The organism is Lapillicoccus sp. (assembly GCF_039935575.1).
In the GTDB taxonomy this organism is placed as follows: domain Bacteria; phylum Actinomycetota; class Actinomycetes; order Actinomycetales; family Dermatophilaceae; genus Lapillicoccus.
This window is the reverse complement of record NZ_JBDTKA010000074.1, coordinates 21,199-44,675: the sequence shown is the minus strand read 5'-3', so window position 1 is coordinate 44,675 and position 23,477 is coordinate 21,199. Positions and strand designations below refer to the sequence as shown.

19 protein-coding genes are annotated in these 23,477 nt (G+C 69.5%); 17 read left to right on the top strand and 2 right to left on the bottom strand.

Going from position 1 to position 23,477, the window contains the following annotated elements; genetic code table 11:
• Positions 1 to 115: 115 nt before the first annotated feature.
• The 7 genes from ABI385_RS09425 to ABI385_RS09395 all read left to right on the top strand — a co-directional run bounded on the left by ABI385_RS09425 (position 116) and on the right by ABI385_RS09395 (position 8,633).
• Entirely contained in the window at positions 116 to 379 is a 264-nt protein-coding gene (locus ABI385_RS09425) for a hypothetical protein (protein WP_348103491.1), read from the top strand.
• A gap of 72 nt (positions 380 to 451) precedes the next feature.
• On the top strand, positions 452 to 2,158 hold the full coding sequence (gene ilvD, locus ABI385_RS09420; protein ID WP_348103490.1) for a dihydroxy-acid dehydratase: 1,707 nt from the start codon (positions 452 to 454) through the stop codon (positions 2,156 to 2,158).
• Between the two features lie 104 nt (positions 2,159 to 2,262).
• Positions 2,263 to 2,718 carry a DUF2871 domain-containing protein gene (locus ABI385_RS09415; RefSeq protein WP_348103489.1) on the top strand — a complete coding sequence of 152 codons (456 nt, stop codon included), beginning with the start codon at positions 2,263 to 2,265 and terminating at the stop codon, positions 2,716 to 2,718.
• Entirely contained in the window at positions 2,715 to 4,430 is a 1,716-nt protein-coding gene (locus ABI385_RS09410) for an MFS transporter (RefSeq protein ID WP_348103488.1), read from the top strand. The genes ABI385_RS09415 and ABI385_RS09410 overlap by 4 nt, the downstream gene beginning before the upstream one ends.
• A gap of 174 nt (positions 4,431 to 4,604) precedes the next feature.
• The gene (locus ABI385_RS09405) at positions 4,605 to 6,701 is read left to right on the top strand and encodes an MMPL family transporter (protein WP_348103487.1); all 2,097 of its coding nucleotides are present in this window, start codon (positions 4,605 to 4,607) and stop codon (positions 6,699 to 6,701) included.
• A gap of 10 nt (positions 6,702 to 6,711) precedes the next feature.
• Entirely contained in the window at positions 6,712 to 7,989 is a 1,278-nt protein-coding gene (locus ABI385_RS09400) for a sensor histidine kinase (RefSeq protein WP_348103486.1), read from the top strand.
• Positions 7,986 to 8,633 (top strand): response regulator transcription factor, encoded by a 648-nt coding sequence (locus tag ABI385_RS09395; protein ID WP_348103485.1) that lies wholly within the window; start codon positions 7,986 to 7,988, stop codon positions 8,631 to 8,633. Before ABI385_RS09400 ends, ABI385_RS09395 begins: the two co-directional genes overlap by 4 nt.
• Positions 8,634 to 8,816: 183 nt before the next feature.
• On the opposite strand, the gene ABI385_RS09390 is transcribed toward ABI385_RS09395, so the two are convergent.
• Positions 8,817 to 9,485 carry a hypothetical protein gene (locus ABI385_RS09390; RefSeq protein ID WP_348103484.1) on the bottom strand — a complete coding sequence of 223 codons (669 nt, stop codon included), beginning with the start codon at positions 9,483 to 9,485 and terminating at the stop codon, positions 8,817 to 8,819.
• An 81-nt stretch (positions 9,486 to 9,566) separates the two neighbouring features.
• On the opposite strand from ABI385_RS09390, the gene ABI385_RS09385 reads away from it, so the two are divergent.
• The 5 genes from ABI385_RS09385 to serA all read left to right on the top strand — a co-directional run bounded on the left by ABI385_RS09385 (position 9,567) and on the right by serA (position 16,039).
• On the top strand, positions 9,567 to 10,502 hold the full coding sequence (locus ABI385_RS09385) for an acyl-ACP desaturase (protein WP_348103483.1): 936 nt from the start codon (positions 9,567 to 9,569) through the stop codon (positions 10,500 to 10,502).
• A gap of 199 nt (positions 10,503 to 10,701) precedes the next feature.
• Positions 10,702 to 12,624 (top strand): acetolactate synthase large subunit, encoded by a 1,923-nt coding sequence (locus ABI385_RS09380; RefSeq protein ID WP_407068250.1) that lies wholly within the window; start codon positions 10,702 to 10,704, stop codon positions 12,622 to 12,624.
• 16 nt (positions 12,625 to 12,640) lie between these two features.
• Positions 12,641 to 13,153, top strand: coding sequence for an acetolactate synthase small subunit (gene ilvN, locus ABI385_RS09375; protein ID WP_348103481.1), 513 nt, complete (start codon positions 12,641 to 12,643; stop codon positions 13,151 to 13,153).
• A gap of 83 nt (positions 13,154 to 13,236) precedes the next feature.
• A complete protein-coding gene (gene ilvC, locus ABI385_RS09370; RefSeq protein WP_348103480.1) occupies positions 13,237 to 14,265 on the top strand; it encodes a ketol-acid reductoisomerase in 1,029 nt (342 codons plus the stop codon).
• A 190-nt stretch (positions 14,266 to 14,455) separates the two neighbouring features.
• Positions 14,456 to 16,039: a phosphoglycerate dehydrogenase gene (gene serA / locus ABI385_RS09365; protein WP_348103479.1), complete on the top strand. Its 1,584-nt coding sequence runs from the start codon at positions 14,456 to 14,458 to the stop codon at positions 16,037 to 16,039.
• Positions 16,040 to 16,080: 41 nt separating this feature from the next.
• Here the strand turns inward: serA and ABI385_RS09360 are convergent, their stop codons facing one another.
• Entirely contained in the window at positions 16,081 to 17,025 is a 945-nt protein-coding gene (locus ABI385_RS09360) for a hypothetical protein (protein WP_348103478.1), read from the bottom strand.
• 530 nt (positions 17,026 to 17,555) lie between these two features.
• Here ABI385_RS09360 and ABI385_RS09355 point away from each other — a divergent pair.
• The 5 genes from ABI385_RS09355 (at position 17,556) to ABI385_RS09335 (ending at position 23,379) form a co-directional block, all read left to right on the top strand.
• Positions 17,556 to 18,674 carry a 3-isopropylmalate dehydrogenase gene (locus ABI385_RS09355; RefSeq protein WP_348103477.1) on the top strand — a complete coding sequence of 373 codons (1,119 nt, stop codon included), beginning with the start codon at positions 17,556 to 17,558 and terminating at the stop codon, positions 18,672 to 18,674.
• Positions 18,675 to 18,812: 138 nt separating this feature from the next.
• A complete protein-coding gene (locus ABI385_RS09350; RefSeq protein WP_348103476.1) occupies positions 18,813 to 20,003 on the top strand; it encodes a branched-chain amino acid aminotransferase in 1,191 nt (396 codons plus the stop codon).
• The gene (locus ABI385_RS09345) at positions 19,982 to 20,848 is read left to right on the top strand and encodes an HAD family hydrolase (protein ID WP_348103475.1); all 867 of its coding nucleotides are present in this window, start codon (positions 19,982 to 19,984) and stop codon (positions 20,846 to 20,848) included. Before ABI385_RS09350 ends, ABI385_RS09345 begins: the two co-directional genes overlap by 22 nt.
• Before the next feature lie 314 nt (positions 20,849 to 21,162).
• On the top strand, positions 21,163 to 22,764 hold the full coding sequence (gene cimA, locus ABI385_RS09340; protein ID WP_348103474.1) for a citramalate synthase: 1,602 nt from the start codon (positions 21,163 to 21,165) through the stop codon (positions 22,762 to 22,764).
• A 78-nt stretch (positions 22,765 to 22,842) separates the two neighbouring features.
• Positions 22,843 to 23,379, top strand: a complete 537-nt coding sequence (locus ABI385_RS09335; protein ID WP_348103473.1) for a DUF1707 domain-containing protein — start codon at positions 22,843 to 22,845, stop codon at positions 23,377 to 23,379.
• The last annotated feature ends 98 nt before the right edge of the window (positions 23,380 to 23,477 follow it).

The window sequence follows — 23,477 nt, the reverse complement described above, 5'->3', positions numbered from 1 at the left end:
GCCGGAGCTGGGGATGGGGACGGCGAGCCTCGAACGCTTCCACGTCTGCCGCGGGTGACGCCGGATGCGTGGGCGGCGACAGCGGCGATGAGATCGCCGGCAGCCACGATCAGCGTTGGACGAGGTTCAGACGCTGCGGGATGAGGGCATACCCTGGTGCCGATCAGCCCGGTCGTTCCATCGGCCCGGCCCTGTTCAACGGCGGCGAGCCCCGGCCCTGTTCAACGGCGGCGACTCCCTCGCCCACCTGTGGCTGTTCATCGTCGCGCCGCTGATGGGTGCCGCCCTCGCGGCCGCGGTGGCGCCCTTGTTCGAGACCGCCGTTCCCGCTGGCGACACGGACCCGACCGGAGCCACGGTCCCCGAGCCCGAGATCTGAACGCCCGGCCGCCCGTTCTCACCACTCGGCGGCCGCCGTCGTGTCGTCCGAGGCGGACCTATGCTCGGCACCATGACGACGACGCACGACCGTCCCGACATCAAGCCGCGTAGCCGCGACGTCACCGACGGGCTCGAGAAGGCGGCGGCTCGCGGGATGCTGCGGGCGGTCGGCATGGGGGACGAGGACTTCGCCAAGCCCCAGATCGGGGTCGCGAGCTCGTGGAACGAGATCACGCCGTGCAACCTCTCATTGGACCGGCTCGCGGGGTCCGTGAAGGACGGCGTCTTTGCCGCCGGCGGTTATCCGTTGGAGTTCGGCACCATCTCCGTCTCCGACGGCATCTCCATGGGCCACGAGGGGATGCACTTCTCCCTGGTCTCCCGCGAGATCATCGCTGACTCTGTCGAGACGGTGATGATGGCCGAGCGGCTCGACGGGTCGGTGCTGCTCGCCGGCTGCGACAAGTCGCTCCCGGGGATGCTCATGGCCGCCGCACGTCTCGACCTCGCCTCGGTGTTCCTTTATGCCGGGACGATCCTCCCGGGTATCGCGAAGCTCTCCGACGGGTCCGAACGCACCGTGACGATCATCGACGCCTTCGAGGCGGTCGGTGCGTGCGCGGCGGGGAAGATGTCGCGCGCCGACGTCGACGCGATCGAGCGAGCCATCTGTCCCGGAGAAGGCGCCTGCGGCGGGATGTACACCGCCAACACCATGGCCTCCGTGGCCGAGGCGATAGGTATGTCCATCCCGGGATCGGCGGCGCCGCCCGCCACCGACCGTCGACGTGACGGGTTCGCCCGCAAGTCGGGCGAGGCCGTCGTGGAGCTCCTGCGCCAGGGCATCACGGCCCGCGACATCATGACGCGGCCGGCGTTCGAGAACGCGATCGCTGTCGTGATGGCGTTCGGCGGCTCGACCAACGCAGTCCTGCACCTGCTCGCGATGGCGCACGAGGCGGACGTCGAGCTGAGCATCGACGACTTCAAACGCGTCGGTGCGCGGGTACCTCACCTGGCCGACGTCAAACCGTTCGGGCAGTACGTCATGACCGACATCGACCGGGTCGGCGGGGTCCCCGTCGTGATGAAGACCCTGCTCGACGCCGGGCTGCTCCACGGTGACTGCCTCACGGTGACCGGGAAGACCGTTGCCGAGAACCTCGAGGGCGTCAACCCGCCGGACCCGGACGGCAAGGTCCTGCGCGCGCTGCAGAACCCGATCCACAAGACCGGCGGCCTGACCATCCTCACCGGGTCGCTCGCGCCGGATGGAGCAGTGGTGAAGTCCGCCGGCTTCGACTCCGACGTCTTCACGGGCACGGCGCGGGTGTTCGACGGCGAACGTGCGGCCATGGATGCAGTCGAGGACGGCTCGTTGCACAAGGGCGACGTCGTCGTCATCCGCTACGAAGGCCCGAAAGGCGGCCCGGGCATGCGCGAGATGCTCGCCGTCACCGGCGCGATCAAGGGCGCCGGGCTGGGCAAGGACGTGCTGCTGCTCACGGACGGCCGCTTCTCCGGAGGCACGACCGGCCTGTGCGTCGGCCACGTCGCCCCGGAGGCGGTCGACGGGGGACCGATCGCGTTCGTGCAGGACGGCGACACGATCGTCCTCGACGTGGCCTCCGCGACCCTCGACATCGACGTGCCGGCCGAGGAGCTGGCCCGTCGGGCGGAAGGGTTCGTCCCACCGGAGTCGCGATACCCGCGTGGCGTGCTGGCGAAGTACCGCAAGCTGGTCGGCAGCGCCAGCAAGGGCGCCGTCTGCGACTAGGGCGCTGCATGTCGATCCGATCTGACGTGGTGCTCAACGGGCTCAACCTTTAGGCCGATGTGCGCCGCTGTCGCCGCGCCGCGGTCGCTCGTAGCGTGGTCAACATGTTCACCACCTTGTACCGAAGCGCCGCCGCCTGGACCGGAGTAGGTCTAGCGAGCGGCCTGTTCTACCGCGAGCTCACCAAGCACAACGCCTTCACCGGACAGACCCAGCTCTCCGTCGTTCACACGCATACGCTCGTGCTCGGCACGGTGATGCTGCTGCTTCTGCTCGGCCTCAACGCCATGCTCCGGCTCGACCTGGACCGCCGCTTCCGGTGGGGCATCCTCACCTGGAACATCGGCCTCACCTTGACCGCCGGCGGCATGCTCGTGAAGGGCGTGTTCCAGGTCCTGCAGAACGCTGCGGCCGACAGCCCGGCGATCGCCGGTGTCTCGGGACTGGGGCACATCGTCCTCACCCTGGCCTTCGTCCTCATCTTCCTCGCGATCGGCGCCCGGGCCAAGACGCTCACCGACACCCCAGCCCAGGCCGGCGAGCAGCAGCTGGCGGTGTGACCGGGGTGACCAGCGTCGAGTCCACCGCATCCGGGAGCAAGCCAGACGGCGTACTCGCCCCCGAGGGGAGGCTGGGGAGCGAGGACCCCACGACGACCAACGACCCGCGGCGATGGTTCGCCCTCGCCGTGCTCGCGGGCGGATTGTCGATGATCGTCCTCGACGGCACCATCGTCGGCGTCGCCCTGCCCCGGATCATCGACGTCCTTCACCTCGACCTCACCGAGGCGCAGTGGGTGAACAGCCTCTACTCGATGGTCTTCGCTGCGCTCCTGCTGTTCTTCGGCCGGATCGGGGATCGCATCGGTCGGCGGACGCTGTTCGTCGTGGGGGTGGCCATCTTCGTCCTCGGCTCGGTGGCCGCCGCAATGTCGGGCGGGGCGGGGACACTCATCGCCGCGCGGGCGGTCCAAGGCCTCGGCGGGGCCATGGTCCTGCCCTCCACCCTCGCCACCGTCAACGCCACGTTCCGCGGCCGGGACCGCGCGACCGCCTTCGGTGTCTGGGGGGCGGTGATGGCGGGGATGGCGGCCGTCGGGCCACTGCTCGGGGGCTGGCTGACGACCTCGTTCGACTGGCGTTGGATCTTCCTGGTCAACGTCCCGATCGGGGTGCTGGTCATCGTCGGCACCCTCAGATGGGTTCCCGCGACCAAAAGCGCGGTGTCGGCTCGGGGTCTCGATGTCGACGGCCTGCTCACCAGCGGCATCGGGCTGGCCCTCATCGTCTTCGGGCTGATCGAGGGGTCGCGGCTCGGCTGGTGGCGGCCGATGGCCGACTTCCAGGCGCTTGGGCTCAGCTGGCCCGGGACGGCCGCCATCTCCATCGTGCCCGTCTCATTGATCCTGGGTGTCATCTTTCTGGGCCTGTTCATTCTCTGGGAGCGGCACCGGGCCCGGGTCCACCGCGACGCGATCCTCGAGCTCACCCTCTTCACCGTTCCGACCTTCACGTGGGGGAACCTCACGGCGACCGCGGTCGCGGCCGGTGAGTTCGCTCTCGTCTTCGTCCTGCCGCTCTACCTCGTCAACGCCCTCGGCCTCACGATCATGGGGGCCGGCCTGGTCCTCGCGGCAATGGCGGTCGGAGCCTTCATCTCAGGCGCCCAGGCCCGCCACCTCGCCGAGCGCTGGTCTCCCGTGGTGGTGGTCATCATCGGGCTCGTCCTCGAGATCGTCGGTGCTGGCGCCGTCGCGCTCCTGCTCTCCGCGTCTCTGAACCCCTGGGCCGTCGCCCTGCCGATGACCGTCTACGGGATCGGCCTCGGTCTCGCGTCCGCCCAGCTGACCTCCACCGTCCTCGCCGACATCCCGATCGACCGGTCCGGCTCCGCCTCGGCCACCCAGTCGACCGTGCGCCAGGTAGGGGCGGCCCTCGGTAGCGCCCTCGCCGGAAGCGCACTCGCCGTCGGCCTCGGCGCCGTGCTCCCGGGACGCCTGGCTGCGGTCGACGGCCTGCCGGCCACCATGGCCGGCACCCTCGCGACGAGCACCAGCACGAGTGCCGGCGGCGCGATCCAGGCGCTCCAGGCCGAGGGCACCCACGGTCAGCTCGGCGCCCTCGGCCCTCAGGTCACCCACGCGTTGGCCGGCGGGTTCGCCGACGCCGCCCGAGTATCGGTATCGGTCGCGGTCGTCTTCCTGCTCCTCGGCCTCCTCGGTGCGCTTCGAGTGGCCCGGGCCGCCCGAGCCACAGCTGCTTCCTCCGGCTGAGGCGGCCCACCAGACAACCCCTCGTAGGCGTGTGCCGTTCATCGCGCATACCTCGCTGTGCCTGACCGAGCCCGGTCGAGCCAAGGCCGGTCCCGGTCGAGCCAAGGCCGGTCCCGACGCGCCCAAAATCACCCCGATGCCAGCCCCGGCTCGCGCCATCCGGAAAGGACTCTGATGATCTCCCACCTCACCTCCCGCCGCGGCGCATGGCTCACCCTCGCGCTCGGGGTGTTCCTCACCCTTGGGGCCCTCGGCGGCCTCCGGGGTGCCACCGCCTCAGCGCGGGCGGACACCGCTCCCGCGGCCTCGGAGTCGGCCCGTGTCGCCCAGCTGGCGACCCAGTTCCCCGACAGCCAGGTCCAGAACGTGCTCCTGGTCATCACCCGCGCCGACGGCTCGTCGTTGACGCCTGCCGACGAGGGCGCCGCGGCCGCTCTCGGGGCCACGATGCCCACCGCGCTGGGTCACCGGCCCAGTCCTCCCGTGACGGCGCAGGACGGGTTGGCCGCGATGGTCCAGGTGCCGATCCAGGCCTCCGCCGACAACGCCACGAATGTCGCAACGGTCGCGTCGATCCGCGAGCTCGTGCGAGAGAAGGCGCCGAGCGACCTCACGGTGCAGGTGACGGGCGGTCCCGCCTTCGGTGCGGACATCGCTTCGTCCTTCGACGGAGCCAACATCACGCTCCTGCTCGTGACCGTCGGCGTCGTCGCGCTGTTGCTCCTGCTGACCTATCGGTCGCCCGTCCTATGGCTGATCCCCCTGACCGTCGTCGGCCTCGCCGACCAGGTGGCTGGCGTGCTCACCACCGCAGTCGGCTCCGCCCTGGGCCTCCAGTTCGACACGGGGATCGTCAGCGTTCTCGTCTTCGGGGCCGGGGCGAACTACGCGCTGCTGCTCATCTCGCGGTACCGCGAGGAGCTGCGTCACACCACCGAACACCGGTCGGCGCTGGCCACCGCGTGGCGGGCCACGGTCCCCGCGATCCTCGCCAGCAATGCCACCGTCGTCGTCAGTCTCGCCACCTTGGCGTTGGCCGTGGTCCCCGGTACCCACGGGCTTGGCATCGCCTCCGCCGTCGGCCTCGTCGTCGCCCTCGCCGCGGTGCTGGTCGTGCTCCCCGCCGCACTGGCCGTATGCGGTCCTCGGGTCTTTTGGCCGTTCGTCCCGCAGGTTGGCACGGCGGACCCCGGCGATGCGTCGGTCTGGGGCCGCCTTGCCCATCGCGTCATGCACCGTCCGGCAGCGGTCGTCGTCGCGGTGCTCGCCCTGCTGGTCGTCCTCACCGGCGGCCTGATCGGGACGCAGGTCGGACTCTCGCAGACGGCCAAGTTCCGGGTCGCCTCGGAGTCGGCCACGGGTCTGCAGGTCCTCGCCGCACACTTCCCGGCTGGAGCGGCCCAGCCGCTGCTCGTTGTGACGCGCGCCGACCATCTCGAGCAGGTGGTGAAGGCCGTGACGGCAGTTCCGGGCGTCACGTCGACCCTCCCCGGCGGACAGACAGCCGGTGGTCAACCCGACCTCGCCGGTATCAGTGTCGTGACCGATGCCGACCCCGGCTCGCCGCGTGCCCGTGACCTCGTGGAGGCCGTACGCGACGCCACCCACGGTGTAACCGGGGCCGAAGCCCTCGTCGGTGGCCAGCAGGCGACCGACCTCGACGCACGAGTCGGCAACAGCCGCGACCTGTGGCTCATCGCGCCGATCATCCTGGTCGTCACTGCCCTCGTCCTGCTCGCCCTCACCCGGTCGCTTGTCGCCGCAGGGCTGCTTCTCGGCGTCAACGCTCTGAGCGCGCTGGCGACGATCGGCGCCGGGGCGTGGATCGGACGCCACCTGTTCGGCTGGCCGGCGCTCGACCTACAGGTGCCACTGCTCGCCTTCGTCTTCCTCGTCGCACTGGGCATCGACTACACGATCTTCCTGGTCCACCGGGCTCGGGTCGAAGCCGGCGTGCACGGGACCCGCGAGGGGATGGTCCGCGCGGTGGCGGGCACCGGGGCCGTGATCACCAGCGCAGGCATCGTGCTCGCCGCGGTGTTCGCTGCCCTCGGGGTGCTTCCGCTGGTCACGCTCGGTCAGCTCGGCCTGATCGTCGGGCTGGGGGTCGTTCTGGACACCCTGGTGGTGCGCACCGTGCTGGTCCCCGCGATCTTCGGCTTGCATGGCGACCGAGTCTGGTGGCCGGGTCGGGTCCCAGACACGACACCGACGGCGCCTACAGCGCAGAGTCGGGTCGCGGCCGGCACGGTGACGGCCAGCGTCAAGTAGCGTCGCGAAGGTGGTGACGGCGATCCGCGCGCTGACGGCGATGCAGCACACCCTCTTCGGCGTGCTCACAGCCGTGTGCGTCACCCGAGCGTGGTCGAGCGGAGCGCCCCGGGCGGCCCTGGTCGTGGCTGTCCTGGCGTTCGCCGGGTGGTACGCCGTCGGGGTCCAGCGCTCCAGACAGTCGGTCTCCGGGCGGCACCCCGGTGAGGGTCCTACGGTCGGCGGCGACGGCGCGACGCCGACCGCTACGACCAGGCCCCAACCGTATGCTGCAGCCTCACAGTGGTGGATGGTCGGGTTGCTCGCGGGCTGGGTCGCCCTCGTGCTGGTGTCTGCTGAGAACGTCTGGTTGGCCTTCAGCCTGTGGCTGCTCATCCCGCACTTTTTCCGGCTGCGCTGGGCCCTGGCGGTCAGCCTCGGTGTCCTTGCGCTTGTGGTCTGGCGACCGTGGGCGGCCACGGGAGAGCTGACTCTGGCGGCGGTGCTGGGTCCCGCGGTCGGTGCGTTGTTCGCAGTGGCCTTGGCGAGGGGGCAGTACCAGCTCGTTCGAGACGGCCTCGAACGACAACAGCTCGTGGAGTCTCTGGTCCGTGCCCAGCACGAGACGGCGGTTCTGCACGACGAGCTCGCCGCCGTCCAGCGTGAGGCCGGGGCCTCAGAGGAACGGACCCGGCTGTCCCGGGACATCCACGACACCCTCGCCCAGGGGTTCTCCTCCATCCTGCTGCTCGCGCGGGGCCGTTCGGTCATCGAGGGCGACGCTGCCCTCGCCGACCTGCTCGCCCAGATCGAGTCCACGGCCGGAGCCAACCTCGCCGAGGCGCGCAGCGTCGTCAGCGCGCTCGCGCCCCCGCTGTTGTCGGAGAACGGCCTGACGCAGGCACTGCACCGTCTGCTCGACACGCTGGCCGACGAGACCGGCATCCGCACCGACCTACGGGTCGAGGGGGACCTCGAGCGTTTGCCGACACCCGTCGAAGTCGCCTTGCTCCGAACCGCTCAAGGCGCGCTGGCCAACGTCCGGGTTCATTCGCAGGCGACTCGGGTCGTTGTCACGCTGTCGGGTCTGGAGCGCACGGTGCGGCTCGACGTCGTCGACGACGGCAGGGGGTTCGTCCCTGATGCGTTGGAGGGTCGAGCGGGCGTCTACAGCCAGGGCGGTTACGGACTCCCCTCGACCAAGGCGCGGCTGCGCGAGCTCGGCGGAGACCTCGAGCTCGAGTCGGCGCCCGCGGAAGGCACCGCACTCTCGGCCCACCTCCCCCTCGGCGAGGCGTACCGGCGATGACCGGGCCCGACCGAGCCGGCGGACCCATCCGCGTCCTCATCGTCGACGACCACCCTGTCGTCCGCTCCGGCATGCGTACGCTCCTCGCGGCCTCCCCGGCCGTCGTCGTCGTCGGCGAGGCCGGTGACGGCGAAGAGGCCCTGACCTTGGTGGGGTCCTCGCTGCCGGATGTCGTGCTCAGCGACCTCCGTCTCGGTGCCGGCCTCGACGGCGTCGCAGTCGCCCGCGCCGTCCGTGCTAGGCACCCCGACGTCGCCGTGCTCATCCTCACGACCTTCGACCACGGCACCGATATCGTGCGGGCTGTCGAGGCCGGCGCGGCCGGCTACCTCCTCAAGGATGCCGCTGCGGCGGAGATCGTCGCAGCCATCCGCGCGGCCGCCGCGGGGGAGACCGTACTGTCGGCGGACCTCACCCGACGTGCGGTCGAGACCATGCGCGACGGACACCGCCAACTGAGCGAACGCGAGCACGAGGTACTTGTCCTCGTCGCAGATGGGTTGTCCAACAACGATATCGCCAAGGGGCTGTTCGTCAGTCGAGCCACAGTCAAGACCCATCTGAGCCACCTCTTCGAGAAGCTGGGTGTCGACTCGCGCACCGCCGCGGTGGCTGTGGCTCGCAAGCGCGGGCTCCTCGACTGAGCCGTGGTGTTGGGCGTGCACCAGACACACCCGACCCGCGCAGTTCCAGAGCCGACTCGCTCACCAGGCCGAGGGTGCGGGGTGTTGACGATTACCGCCTCCATCGGCCACCCGGAGACGGACTGGTCAGTGCCGTACCGTCTTGCGTCGAGCGGACCATCTGAGGTCGGCCAGGCATTGCGCTCAACCCGCAGCGGGATGTCTGGCTAGCAGCATTGACGCGCTATGTCCGAGCAAGCACGCTCCGGCGCCCAACCCGGCGACGGTACTCGGGAGAACCGTCGTCGTTGCACCGACCACGAATGCTGCAACACCCACGACGGAGACCGCGCCTGCCAGAGGCGCCATCCCGATGCCCACGAAGAGTCGTGCCAGAGGCAGGAAGTGGACGCCGACCACCAGACAGGTCCAGGCGGCAATGAACTCGGGGTGGCTAGTGAAACCCAAGATCGCCGCGCCTAGACCGACAAGTGCGAACTCGACCCCAACGACAATCCCAAAACGCTTTCCGGCGGCCGCCCCGTCAACCGGGGACGGCTGGTTGCGCGCGCGACGTGCGGCCAGCACCCCACCCACCACGACCAGCACGGCCAAGACGGCGCCGGCCCCGAGGACGGATGGCACTCCAGGAGGCGGACCCTCCTGGCCCCAACCGAACCACACGAATGCGAAAAACCCCTCGACCGCTGCCGCAGAGGCCAAGGTTCGTCGTGACGCATCGGCGTAGAGCACTCTCTCATTCGACCACGCCTGCGCCGGGTCGCCCCAGCTCTCATGAGGACTGGGCGACGTGACAGCCCAGCGCCGCGAGCAACCGGTCCCGTCGCCGTCCTGCGGCACGGGCATACTCACGACCGTTCCACCCTGCACCGGGCTGCCTGCTGGGTTCAGCGCTCGGCCCCGACAACCCGACGCAGGCGTAGCCTTCGGGTCATGCCCGACACGTGGACCCAGACCGCGCTCCTCAAGGAGCTCAACCCGGTGGTCGAGACGGAGCTGAACCGGCACCTGGCGGTCGCCAAGGAGTGGTTCCCGCACGACTACATCCCGTGGAGCGAGGGCCGCAACTTCGACGGCCTGATGGGAGGTGACGCGTGGAGCCCCGACGACTCGCCGATGAGCGACGTCGCCCGTTCCGCCCTCATCGTCAACCTGCTGACCGAGGACAACCTGCCGAGCTACCACCACGAGATCGCGACGATCTTCGGGCGCGACGATGCGTGGGGCTCGTGGGTGCACCGGTGGACCGCCGAAGAGGGTCGGCACGGGATCGCGATGCGGGACTACCTGCTGGTCAAGCGGTCCGTCGACCCGGTGGCGCTGGAGCGGTTCCGGATGACCCACATGTCTCAGGGCTATGCCGCCGACCACGGCGACTCGATGATGCACTCGCTCGCCTATGTCTCGTTCCAGGAGCTCGCGACGCGGGTCAGCCACCGCAACACGGGCAAGTACACCGATGACCCGATGGCCGAACGGCTGCTCGCCCGCATCGCCGCCGACGAGAACCTTCACATGGTCTTCTACCGCAACCTCATGCAGGCGGCCATCGCGCTCGACCCCGACCAGGCGATGCAGGCGATCCTCGATGTCGTCACCGGCTTCCACATGCCCGGGTCCGACATCCCCGGCTTCCAGCGCAAGGCGGTCGAGATGGCGGTCGCCGGGATCTACGACCTGCGCTCGCACCGTGACGAGGTCGTCATGCCGGTTCTGCGCTACTGGAAGGTCTTCGAGATCGAGGGGCTGTCAAAGGAGGGAGAGGCGGCGCGCACCGAGCTGGCGAACTTCATGGACGGTCTGGACAAGCAGGCTGCGCGGTTCGAGGACAAGCGCGAAACCCTCAAGGCCCGAATGAACATCGGGTGACGGCGGACCGTCCACTGGGCGGACGTGTGTTCCAGATGATGAGACGGGGACGGGCCGTGATTGACAGGTGGCACCGGGCGGGGCACGGTGGCATGGTGCGTAAGACACTCGTACTCGATCAGCGCGTCTGAGCCGGCGACCAGCCACCCTCAGCGCGCTGCCCCTTCCGTCCCCTGGGACCGAGGGGTTTTTTTGTCGGATGACGCACGATCGAGCGAGACGAACAGGAAAGAAGTGGTGGACCGTGGCCAACGGAGCGACACCGGTGCGACCCTCCCCGGCTGACCTCGCGCACGCGCGGGCCCGGCCCGCCGGCCCCGAGCCCCGGCCGGTCTCGCCGGTCAGCTCCCCGCCCCTACCAGCCCCGACCCAGGTGACCGGGGCCCAGGCTCTCGTGATGTCGCTCGAGGCGCTCGGCGTCGACACCGTTTTCGGAATCCCCGGCGGCGCGATCCTGCCCGCCTACGACCCGCTGATGGACTCCACCTCGGTGCGCCACATCCTCGTGCGCCACGAGCAGGGAGCAGGCCATGCCGCCGAGGGGTATGCCGCTGCCACCGGTCGCGTCGGGGTGTGTATGGCCACCTCGGGCCCGGGAGCGACCAACCTCGTGACCCCGCTCGCGGACGCTTACATGGACTCCATGCCGGTCGTGGCGATCACCGGGCAGGTCTCCAGCAAGTCCATCGGCACGGACGCCTTCCAGGAGGCCGACATCCGGGGCATCACCATGCCGATCACCAAGCACAACTACCTCGTCACCGACCCCGCGGAGATCCCGCGGGCGCTGGCCGAGGCGTTCCACGTGGCCTCCACCGGGCGCCCCGGGCCGGTTCTCGTCGACATCAGCAAGGACGCGTTGCAAGGGACCACGTCCTTCTCCTGGCCGCCGCAGATCGACCTGCCTGGGTACCGACCGGTGATCCGACCGCACAGCAAGCAGATCCGGGAGGCCGCGCGGCTGATCGCTGCGGCGCGTCGCCCGGTGCTCTACGTCGGCGGCGGTGTGATCCGCTCGGGCGCCAGCGAGGAGCTGCGCAAGCTGGTGGACCTCACCCAGATCCCGGTGGTGACGACCTTGATGGCCCGGGGCGCCGTCCCCGACACCCACCCGCTCAACCTCGGTATGCCGGGCATGCACGGCACCGTGGCAGCGGTGACGGCCCTGCAGAAGTCGGACCTGCTGATCGCGCTGGGCGCCCGGTTCGACGACCGGGTGACCGGCCAGCTGTCGACGTTCGCGGTGGGCGCCAAGGTGATCCACGCGGACATCGACCCGGCGGAGATCTCCAAGAACCGGCTCGCCGACGTACCGATCGTGGGCGACGCGACCGAGGTGATCCGCGACCTCGTCGCGGTGCTGAGCGGAGACGACGCACTGCCGCTGGGCGACTACGCCGAGTGGCGGGCGACCACGTCCGAGTGGAAGTCGACCTTCCCGCTCGGGTACACCAACGACGAGCAGGGGCTGTCCCCGCAGTTCGTCATCGAGCGGATCGGCAAGCTCACCGGCCCGGAGGCGACCTACGTCGCCGGGGTCGGCCAGCACCAGATGTGGGCCGCCCAGTTCATCCAGTACGAGCGGCCGAACGCGTGGCTCAACTCGGGTGGGCTGGGGACGATGGGCTACTCGGTGCCCGCGGCGATGGGCGCGCAGGTCGGTCAGCCAGACCGGGTGGTCTGGGCGATCGACGGCGACGGGTGCTTCCAGATGACCAACCAGGAGCTGGCCACCTGCGTCATCAACGACATCCCGATCAAGGTCGCCATCATCAACAACTCCAGCCTGGGCATGGTGCGGCAGTGGCAGACGCTCTTCTACAACCAGCGGTACTCGAACACCGACCTGCACACCAGCAGCCAGGACAACGGCATCCAACGGCGCATCCCCGACTTCGTCAAGCTTGCCGACGCCTATGGCTGCGTCGGGCTGCGGGCGGAGACAGAGGCCGAGGTCGACGAGGTGATCCGTCAGGCGCTCGCCATCAACGACCGTCCGGTCGTCATCGACTTCGTCGTCCACCGCGACGCGATGGTGTGGCCGATGGTCCCCTCGGGCGTGAGCAACGACAAGATTCTCAACGCGCGTGGTGAAGCTCCCCTGTGGGACCGCGAAGACTGACGGCAGGAACGAACCGATGCCCAAGCACACCCTCTCCGTCCTCGTCGAGGACAAACCCGGCGTCCTCGCCCGCATCGCCGGGCTGTTCTCCCGACGGGGCTTCAACATCGACTCCCTCGCGGTGGGACCGACCGAACACTCCGATATCTCGCGGATGACGGTGGTTGTCGACGTCGACGAGCTGCCGCTCGAGCAGGTGACCAAACAGCTGAACAAGCTGGTCGAGGTGCTCAAGGTGGTCGAGCTCGACCCCCACGCCTCGGTCCAGCGCCAGGTCGTCCTGATCAAGGTGCGGGCCGACCCCGCCAGCCGGTCGGCGATCCTGGAGACGGTCGAGCTGTTCCGGGCCAAGGTCATCGACGTCGCCCATGACAGCCTGACGATCGAGTGCACCGGCAAGTCCGAAAAGGTCCAGGCCCTCCTGCACCAGCTCGAGCCCTACGGTGTGCGCGAGCTGGTGCAGTCGGGCATGGTCGGCGTGGGCCGCGGTCCTCGCTCGATCACCGATCGGAGCCTCCGCACGGCCTGAGGTGCCTCGCGGCATACTGTGTTGTCGCTCTACTGAAAACTGCTGTCCCGCAACCGAAGTCAAACCCCAAGGAGCTGTCCACCATGGCCGAGATGTTCTACGACGACGACGCCGACCTGTCGCTCATCCAGGCCACGAAGGTCGCCGTCGTCGGTTATGGAAGCCAGGGCCATGCACACGCCCTCAACCTGCGCGACTCCGGTGTCGACGTCCGCGTCGGTCTCGCCGAGGGGAGCCGGTCCAAGGCCAAGGCCGAAGCGGAAGGCCTGACGGTGAAGTCGGTGGCCGACGCGGTCAAGGAGGCCGACCTCGTCGTCATCCTCACTCCCGACCAGGTGCAGCGCACGGTCTACGCGCAGGAGATCCAGCCGAACCTCAAGGATGGTGCGGGCCTGCTGTTCGGCCACGGGTTCAACATCCGGTTCGGCTATATCAAGCCGGAGCCCGGATCCGACGTTCTCATGGTGGCGCCGAAAGGTCCCGGACACCTGGTCCGCCGCGAGTTCGTCGACGGACGCGGGGTTCCCGTCCTGCTGGCGGTCGAGCAGGACCCGTCCGGCACGGCGTGGGACCTGACCGCCTCGTACGCCAAGGCGATCGGCGGGCTGCGCGCCGGCGGGATCAAGACGACGTTCACGGAGGAGACCGAGACCGACCTGTTCGGCGAGCAGTCCGTGCTGTGCGGGGGTGCGTCGCAGCTGGTGATGTACGGGTTCGAGACGCTGACCGAGGCGGGTTATCAGCCGGAGGTCGCCTACTTCGAGTGCCTGCACGAACTCAAGCTGATCGTCGACCTGATGATCGAGGGCGGCATCGCGAAGCAGCGCTGGTCGGTGTCGGACACCGCGGAGTACGGTGACTACGTCTCCGGTCCCCGCGTGATCGACCCGCACGTGAAGGAGAACATGCAGGCCGTGCTCGCCGACATCAAGAGTGGCGCGTTCGCCCAGCGGTTCATCGACGACCAGGACGCCGGCGGTCCGGAGTTCAAGGCGTTGCGCGAGAAGGGTGCTCAGCACCCGATCGAAGCAACCGGCAAGGAGCTACGCGGGCTGATGAGCTGGATCAAGGACTCCGACTCCGACTACGTCGAGGGCTCAGCTGCCCGCTGACGACGGGCCGTTCGGCCTGACCTTCTGGGTGTTCCTCGTCGGCGCCCCGGCGCGAGTCATTCCACCGGAGAGGCCGTGAGACGGTCGGAGGGGCGTGCCGGCATACCGCCTAGAATCCCGGCGGCAGACTCGGTGTGACACTTCGGCACCGGCAGTGCATCGACCCGGACCCAGCTGATTGGACCCGCACGTGACCAAGCCCGTCGTCCTCATTGCCGAGGAGCTCTCACCCGCCACGATCGACGCCTTGGGGCCGGACTTCGAGATCCGTCACACGGACGGTGCCGACCGTGCACAGCTGCTCCCCGCGCTCGCCGACGTCGACGCCATCCTCATCCGGTCCGCCACGAAGATGGACGCCGAGGCCATTGCCGTCGCGCCCCGGCTCAAGGTGATCGCGCGCGCCGGGGTCGGGCTCGACAACGTGGACGTCCCGGCATCGACGCGGGCCGGTGTCATGGTCGTGAACGCTCCCACGTCCAACATCACCTCCGCGGCCGAGCTCGCCATCGGCCTGCTGCTGGCCAGCGCGCGCAACATCGCGCCGGCCAACGCCGCACTCAAGGCGGGTGCGTGGAAGCGGAGCGCGTACGGCGGCGTCGAGCTGCTCGACAAGACCGTCGGCATCGTCGGGCTCGGTCGGATCGGCGCACTGGTCGCGGAGCGGCTCAAGGGGTTCGGGATGACCCTGCTGGCCTATGACCCCTATACCTCGCCCGCCAAGGCGGCCCAGCTCGGCGCCCGCCTCGTGGGTCTGGACGAGCTGCTCGCCGAGTCGGACTTCATCACGGTGCACCTGCCGAAGACGCCTGAGACCGTCGGACTGATCGGTGCGGAGGCGCTGACCAAGGTCAAGCCGACGGTGCGCATCATCAACGCTGCCCGCGGAGGAATCGTCGACGAGACCGCGCTTGCCGACGCGATTCGCGAGGGCCGGGTCGGCGGTGCGGGCATCGACGTGTTCGCGGCGGAGCCGACCACGCAGTCACCGCTCTTCGAGTTCGAGTCGGTCGTCGTCACGCCGCACCTCGGCGCCTCCACCGACGAGGCGCAAGAGAAAGCGGGTGTCTCGGTCGCTAAGTCGGTGCGTCTCGCCCTCGGTGGCGACCTGGTGCCCGATGCCGTGAACGTCTCCGGAGGGGCCATCGACGAGGAGGTCCGGCCCGGTATCGCCCTGGTCGAGAAGCTCGGCCGGATCTTCACGGCCGTCGCCGGGCAGGTACCCGTCCAGCTCGACATCGACGTGCGCGGCGAGATCACCGAGCACGACGTCTCGGTGTGGAAGCTGTCTGCCCTGAAAGGCCTGTTCCAGGACGTCGTCGAAGAGCAGGTCTCTTACGTCAACGCCCCGGCCATCGCCGAGCAGCGCGGTTGCGAGACGCGGCTGGTGACCGACCCGGCGAGCGGCGACTTCCGCAACGTGACCACGCTGCGGGGGACGATGTCGGACGGCTCGGAGGTGTCGGTCGCGGGCACGCTGACCGGACCCCGGATGATCGAGAAGATCGTCGGCGTCAACGGGTTCGACCTCGAGGTGCTGTTGACCGACCACCTGGCGGTCTTCACCTATACCGACCGTCCCGGCGTCGTGGGCCAGATGGGCCAGATTCTCGGAGCCGAGGGGATCAACATCGGCGGTATGCAGGTGGCTCGCAGCCAGGCGAAGGGTATGGCTCTGGTGCTGCTCAACGTCGACACCGCGATGCCGCAGTCCGTCGCCGCCCGGATCGCCGACGCGATCGGTGCCGAGTCGTTCTCGGTCGTCAACCTCTGACGTCCGGGCACAACGCCCACCCAGCCGGCCTCGGCGACTGGTCAGCTTCTGTAGCCGTGGGTGCCTCCCGACGACAGAAGCTGACCCCTTGGCACCAGCAGTCGGCGGAGGCGGCTCAACGTACGGGCCACCCACGTGGGGTCGGTGACCGACCGAGCCGTGAGCTGGACGTAGGTCCAGCCTGCCTCGACGACGGCTTCTCGCCGGGCCACGTCTACCTGCCACTGACGTCGGTCGACTCGGTGGTGGTCGCCGTCGAACTCGGCCACCACCCGACGCGCCTTCCATACGAGGTCGCCGGTAGCCAGCCACCCGCCGTCAGCGTCGAGCACCGCGACGTTGAGCTCCGGCTCGGGCAGCCCACTGCGGACGACGAGCAGCCGGGCGCGGGTCTCCATGGGCGACTCGCTGCCGACCCGCACGAGTGCAGCGGCCGCCCGCATCCGCGTGACTGCCCGGTCGCCTCCTCGGCTCTCGACCGTGGCGATGAGACGGGCGAGTGGAGTGCCTCCACTTCGGCGCACGACGGCATCTCCGAGCGCCACGAGATCATCCAGGGTCAGCCTCTCGGCCAGGTCGGCCCAGGTGGTACAAGGGTCGGTGCACGCCATACCGCCGACGGTCAGCAGGCCTCGTCGCTCGAGGCCGCGATGGGAGACGACGCCGCGACGTCGAGCTCTCGGGAGGTCCGTCGGTCCGCAGAGGTGGACGGGCTCGGCCGGGTCCCACTGGTCAGGGAGCGGCAGCCGCTGCAGCCGGGCCGCCGTCTCGTGCGAGTATGCGGTCCCGTCGGGCCGAACCTGCTCGGTCGCCCTGAGTCGAGCGAGGAAGTCGGGCTCCTCGTCCGCGTGTGAACGGACGCCCCACAGCGGCGCGACGAGGTCGCGACCACGGACGCGACCCGGGGTGACCCCAGCCGCCAGCGCGTCTCCCACGCGAAACGGCCCGCCCGCCAGCGCGGGGGGAAGGGCGCGAGCGGGACGCATACGCAAAGGCTCGCGCAGTCGTGATCGCGACGGCCTCCGTCATCCACAGGGGCCACGATCGGCCAACACGGAAGGTCACTTTCTGCGCATCTGGCGGCCTCCCGAGAGCAGAACCTGGCCTCTCGGCGTAACGGGGGAGGGGCGTGGGCAGCCGGCTCGATGGTGGTCCGGATGGTGGAACCGTACTGTCATTTAGTTGGACGTCCACGTAATCTGACACCCATGACGCGGTGGCTCGTACTCATTGCCTGCCGCGCCGAACTCCGTTAGTCAGCGCTCTCGCCGCGGAGAACCCGCGTGCCCCTGCTGGCACCCGCTGTCAACCTTGCGACCCGCTCGAAAGAGCCAGGTCAATTCCACAGTCATGATCCGAAGGACGTGAACGACCATGAGCGAAGAGGCTCAGAAGGCCCGCCAAGCGCTGCAGGAGTCGATGGACCTGCGCGACCAGGGCCACTCCGACGACTGAACACGACCGAACGAGTCTGGCATCCGCCGACCGGTGTCGCCGCGACCTACCCTGAGGTTTCATGACGACCACCACGCTCCGCCCGGCCGCCGACGACCACGCCGACGACCAGGCTGACGCCGCGACCACGCTCGACCTCGCGGTCATCGGTGGCGACGGCATCGGTCCGGAGGTCGTCGCCGAGGGGCTGAAGGTCCTCGAGGCGGTGACCGGCCCGACCGGTCTGACAATTGCTACCACCGCATATGACCTCGGCGCTCGTCGTTGGCAGGCCACGGGCGAGACGCTTCCAGCCAGCGTTCTCGATGAGCTGCGCGGGCACGACGCCATCCTGCTGGGCGCGATCGGCGACCCCAGCGTCCCCAGCGGGGTCCTCGAACGCGGCGTGCTGCTCGCCATCCGGTTCGGGTTGGAGCAGTACGTCAACCTGCGACCCGCCAAGCTCTACCCAGGCGTCACGTCGCCACTCGACGTCGCCCGGGTGGCACCCGGCGGGATTGACTTTGTCGTCGTCCGGGAGGGAACCGAGGGGCCTTACGTCGGAAACGGCGGGTCGCTGCGTACCGGCACGCCGAACGAGGTCGCGACCGAAGTCAGCATCAACACCCGGTTCGGCGTCGAGCGGGTGGTGCGCGACGCCTTCGCCCGCGCCCAGGCCCGGCCACGGCGGCACCTCACGCTCGTGCACAAGCACAACGTGCTGACGTATGCCGGGCACCTGTGGCGCCGCACGGTCGAAGAGGTCGGGGCGGGGTTCCCGGACGTGGAGACGGCCTACCAGCACGTCGACGCGGCGACCATCTTCCTCACCACCGACCCGGGACGGTTCGACGTCATCGTCACGGACAACCTGTTCGGGGACATCATCACCGACATCGCCGCCGCCATCGCGGGCGGTATCGGGCTGGCAGCAAGCGGGAACATCAACCCCGAGCGCACCACGCCCAGCATGTTCGAGCCGGTCCACGGCTCGGCGCCTGACATTGCCGGCCAGGCCAAGGCCGACCCGACGGCGACGATCCTGTCCGTAGCGATGCTCTTGCAGCATCTGGGCCGGCATGAAGAGGCACGTCGTGTCGAGGAGGCGGTTGCCGCGGACCTCGCCGAGCGGGGGACCGCTCCGTCAGCGTCGCGCACAACCCACGCCGTCGGCGACGCCATTGCCGCCCGCCTGGCCTGAGCTCACGACCCCGAGATCGGCCGCGCGGGACAGCCGCGTAGTCTCAGTATCCGGACACCTATCCGGACACCTATCCGGAAAGGCACCCGGACAGGCGGTGCCGACGCGCACGAACCACCCGACCTTTCGGAGGACCCCATGACGCAGACGACGGACCGGCGGACCGCCGACCAGCACCAGCAGGGCCTCCACGCCCACCCGCACCCGGCCCTCGCCTTCAGCATCACCGAGCGCGACGACCGGCTCGGCGACCTCGAGCGCGAGATCGTCCTCAGCGACCCGGGGTTCGGCAAGACCTTCACCGACCACATGGTGCGCGCCACCTGGACCTTGGGTGCCGGGTGGCACGACGCCGAGGTGACCGCATACGGTCCCCTGTTGCTCGACCCAGCCGCCGCTGTGCTGCACTACGCGCAGGAGATCTTTGAGGGGATGAAGGCCTACCGTCACGCGGACGGCTCCGTGTGGACGTTCCGGCCCGAGGCGAACGCCGCGCGGTTCAACCGCAGCGCGCGGCGGCTGGCCCTGCCGGAGCTTCCCGAGTCGGACTTCATCGAGTCGTTGCGGGCGTTGGTCTCGACCGACGTCGACTGGGTGCCCGAGCCCGGTCCGTCGGGGGAGAAGAGCCTCTACCTGCGCCCGTTCATGTTCGCGTCGGAGGTCTTCCTGGGGGTGCGACCCGCGGCCGAGGTGACCTACTGCGTCATTGCCTCGCCGGCCGCGGCCTACTTCTCCGGTGGCGCGAAGCCGATCTCGCTGTGGGTCTCGACGGACTTCGCCCGCGCCGGGGACGGCGGGACCGGCGCCGCCAAGTGCGGCGGCAACTACGCCTCCAGCCTTGCCGGTCAGATGGAAGGCGCCCAGCACGGTTGCGACCAGGCCGTGTTCCTCGACTCCTCGACCCACGACTACATCGAGGAGCTCGGCGGAATGAACCTGTTCCTCGTCTACCGCGACGGCCGGCTCGTCACTCCCGAGCTCAACGGCTCGATCCTCGAGGGCGTCACGCGGTCCTCGATCCTCGAGCTCGCCAAGGACCTCGGCCTGCAGCCCGAGGAGCGGCGCATCCCGATCGCGGAGTGGAAGGACGCGGCCCGCTCCGGCGAGCTCGCCGAGGTCTTCGCCTGTGGCACAGCGGCCGTCATCACGCCCGTCGGCGAGCTCAAGTGGGACGGCGGCAGCGTCGACCACCGTTCGTACGGGCCAGCCGACAGCGAGCCGGCCATGGGCGTGCCCGAGTCCGTCGCCCTGCGGTTACGCGAGATGCTGCTCGACATCCAGTACGGACGAGTCGAGGACAGCCGAGGTTGGCTGACGCAGCTGGCCTGAGCCGACTACCCGACCTGACGCCACGAGCCGGTATGCCTCTTGGCGCTCGTGTGCCGCGGCTCGTGGCGACGGACCTCGACGGCACCCTGCTGCGCTCGGACGGGACCGCCTCGCAGCGAACGGGTCGGGTGCTGCGCGCGGTCCAGGCTGCCGGCATACGGATCGTCCTCGTCACCGCCAGACCGCCGCGGTGGCTCGACGCGCTGGTCTCGATCGTCGGGGACGGCGGCGTCGCGATCTGTGGCAACGGCGCGTTCGTCTATCATGTCCCGACGCGAGAAGTGCTGTCCCACAAGGGAATCGGCCCCGGCCAGGTGGCAGCTATCGTGGCCGACCTGAGGCGTGAGATCCCGGGTGTGACGTTTGCCGCGGAGCGGGCGTCGGGGTTCGGGATGGAGGAGGGTTATCTCGACCTCCACCCCATGCCGCCCGATGCCGTACGCGGCCCGATCGAGGGCCTCACCGGGGAGTCCGTCGGCAAGCTGCTCGGACGTCACCCCACGCTGTCGGAGACAGAGTTCCTCGACGCGGTCGAGCGGGTGGTGGGCGAGCGTGGGATAGTCGCGTACTCCGGAGCCGGGGGCTTGGCCGAGATCTCCGCACCCGGAGTCACGAAGGCGACGGCGCTCGCGACCTGGTGCACCGACCTCGGGATCGACGCCGCCGACGTCTGGGCGTTCGGGGATATGCCCAACGACCTACCGATGTTCACCTGGGCGGGCACGGCCTTCGCCGTTCGGGGCGCGCACCCCGACGTGCTGGCCGCCGCCGACCACGTCATACCCGGCAACGACGAGGACGGCGTTGCGGTCACGCTGGAAGCCATGCTGGACGGGCTGCACTAGTCCGTCACCGCGGCCAACTCGCTCCGTCTACCAGCGTCGCTGGTTCGAAGAGGGGCGGGCCGGATGGCGAGACAGCCTTGTCACATCGTGGACAAGCAGGCAGAGTGAATGTCGTGACTTCCGTGACCGTGGTGACCGACCAGCACGCCTCGCTCATTATCTGCTAGCGCGACGAGCCTTCTCGTCGCGCTGACCTCCCGCAACCCGGGAGGTCTTTTTGTGTCCGGGTACACCCCGCCTGGGACACGAGCGGCGAGACGGTCACCAGGGCAGTCGCACGGACAGTCACACGGACAGTCACACGGACCAGCACCATGAGGAGCACGACGATGAGCGACCTGCACGTCTATGACACCACCCTGCGCGACGGTGCCCAGCAGGAAGGTCTTAACCTCTCGGTGGGTGACAAGCTCGCCATCGCCCGGCATCTGGACGAGCTCGGCGTCGGTTTCATCGAGGGCGGGTGGCCGGGGGCGAACCCCAAGGACACGGAGTTCTTCGCCCGGGCCCGCGACGAGCTGGACCTGCAGAACGCGACGCTCGCGGCGTTCGGGGCAACCCGGCGTGCGGGGTCCAGAGCCGAGGCGGACCCGTTGGTGCGCGCGCTGGTCGACTCGGGAGCCTCCGTCGTCACCCTCGTGGCGAAGTCGCACGTGCGCCACGTCCAGGAGGCCCTGCGCACCACCCTCGAGGAGAACCTCGAGATGATCAGGGACACCGTCTCGTACCTGCGTGGCGAAGGCCGGCGCGTCTTCCTCGACGCGGAGCACTTCTTCGACGGGTATGCCGTGGACCGCTCGTACGCGTTGGCGGCCGTGCGCGTGGCCGCCGAGGCGGGCGCGGAGGTGGTGGCCCTGTGCGACACCAACGGCGGGATGCTCCCGGACCAGGTCGAGACGGTGGTCGCCGATGTCCTCGCCACCGGTGGTGGGCTCACCAGGATCGGCATCCACTGCCACAACGACACCGGGTGCGCCGTGGCGAACTCGATGGCTGCGGTGTCTGCGGGCGCAACACACGTCCAGGGAACGGTGAACGGCTACGGCGAGCGCACGGGGAACGCCGACCTGCTCACCGTCGTGAGCAACCTCCAGCTGAAGTCCGGACTCCGGCTGCTCCCCGACGAGCGGTTGCGCGACGCGATGCGCGTCGCCCACGCCATCAGCGAGGTCACCAACGTCCCGCCCTACAGCCGGCAGCCGTATGTGGGGTCGAGCGCGTTCGCGCACAAGGCCGGTCTGCACGCGAGCGCGCTCAAGGTCGACCCGGGCCTCTACCAGCACACCGACCCGGCGGCGGTCGGCAACTCGATGCGGACGCTGGTGTCCGACATGGCCGGCCGGGCCAGCATCGAGCTCAAGGCTCGCGAGCTCGGCATCGACCTCAGCAACCGACCCGAGCTCGTGGCGAGCGTGCTGGCCGACGTCAAGGCGCGCGAGCTTGTGGGCTACACCTACGACGCTGCCGACGCGTCGTTCGAGCTGCTGCTGCGCAACGCCGTCTCCGGCACGACGTTGTCCTACTTCGACGTCGAGTCGTGGCGGGTGATCACGGACCAGCGCGGCGAGGTGGGGGCAACCTCCGAGGCGACTGTCAAGCTGGTCGCCGACCGCCGGCGGTTCGTCGCGACCGGCGAGGGGAACGGACCGGTCAACGCGCTGGACCACGCGCTGCGTCAGGCGATGGTTCAGGTTTACCCGGAGATCGACAAGCTCGAGCTGATCGACTTCCGGGTGCGCATCCTCGATGCCGCGCACGGCACGGACGCCGTGACCCGCGTGCTGATCGAGACCTCCGACGGGGAGACGTCGTGGGAGACGGTCGGAGTGGCTGCCAACATCGTCGAGGCGTCCTGGCAGGCGCTGGTCGATGGCATCACGTTCGGGCTGCTGCGCCACCAGGTGCCGGTGCGCTGACCGGCGGTTGGACGGCAGGTTTCCCGAAACCTGACGGATGTATGCAGCGCCGGACCGCCCGTCCTCCATGATGGAACTATGACTACTGGTGACGACCCCTCGGTGCGGGTCGGGAACGACGAGCGTCAAGCCGCTATCGCCGCCCTGGGTGAGCAGTGGAACGCCGGCCGGCTCGACCCTGCCGAGCACGAGCGCCGGACCACCGCTGCATACTCCGCAACGACTCGCGGCGACCTCGACGCGCTCTTCACCGACCTGCCCGGTGGACGAAGCCCAGCCGCGTCCACGGCCCAGGACGTCGTGTCCGGACCGGCGGCCACACCGGGGACCGCAGCTGGCCAGACCGCCGCGACGAGCGGCTCCGTGCCACCGTCGGCACCCGAGGGCCGCGGAGGGATGTTCCCGCCTGACTCCTGGGCCGCACAGCACCGCGACGCGATCCTCGGCGTGACCCCGTTCGTCGCAGTCGCGTTGTTCTTCATCACCAAGCAGTGGATCTTCTTCCTTCTCATCCCCGCCCTGGGCGTCGTGCTCTATGCCGGGGACGGCGACCGGAGCCGTCGCCGCGGCAGGGACGCTCACGACGAGCGCCGCCGGATCGAGCGCGGGGAGTAGGGCCTGGTTCGCTCGGCTGCCGCGCTGCGGCGAGGCCGGCCCGACGAGGCCGCGCTGCTCAGCGACCTCGCGTTGCGCAGCAAGGGTTACTGGGGCTA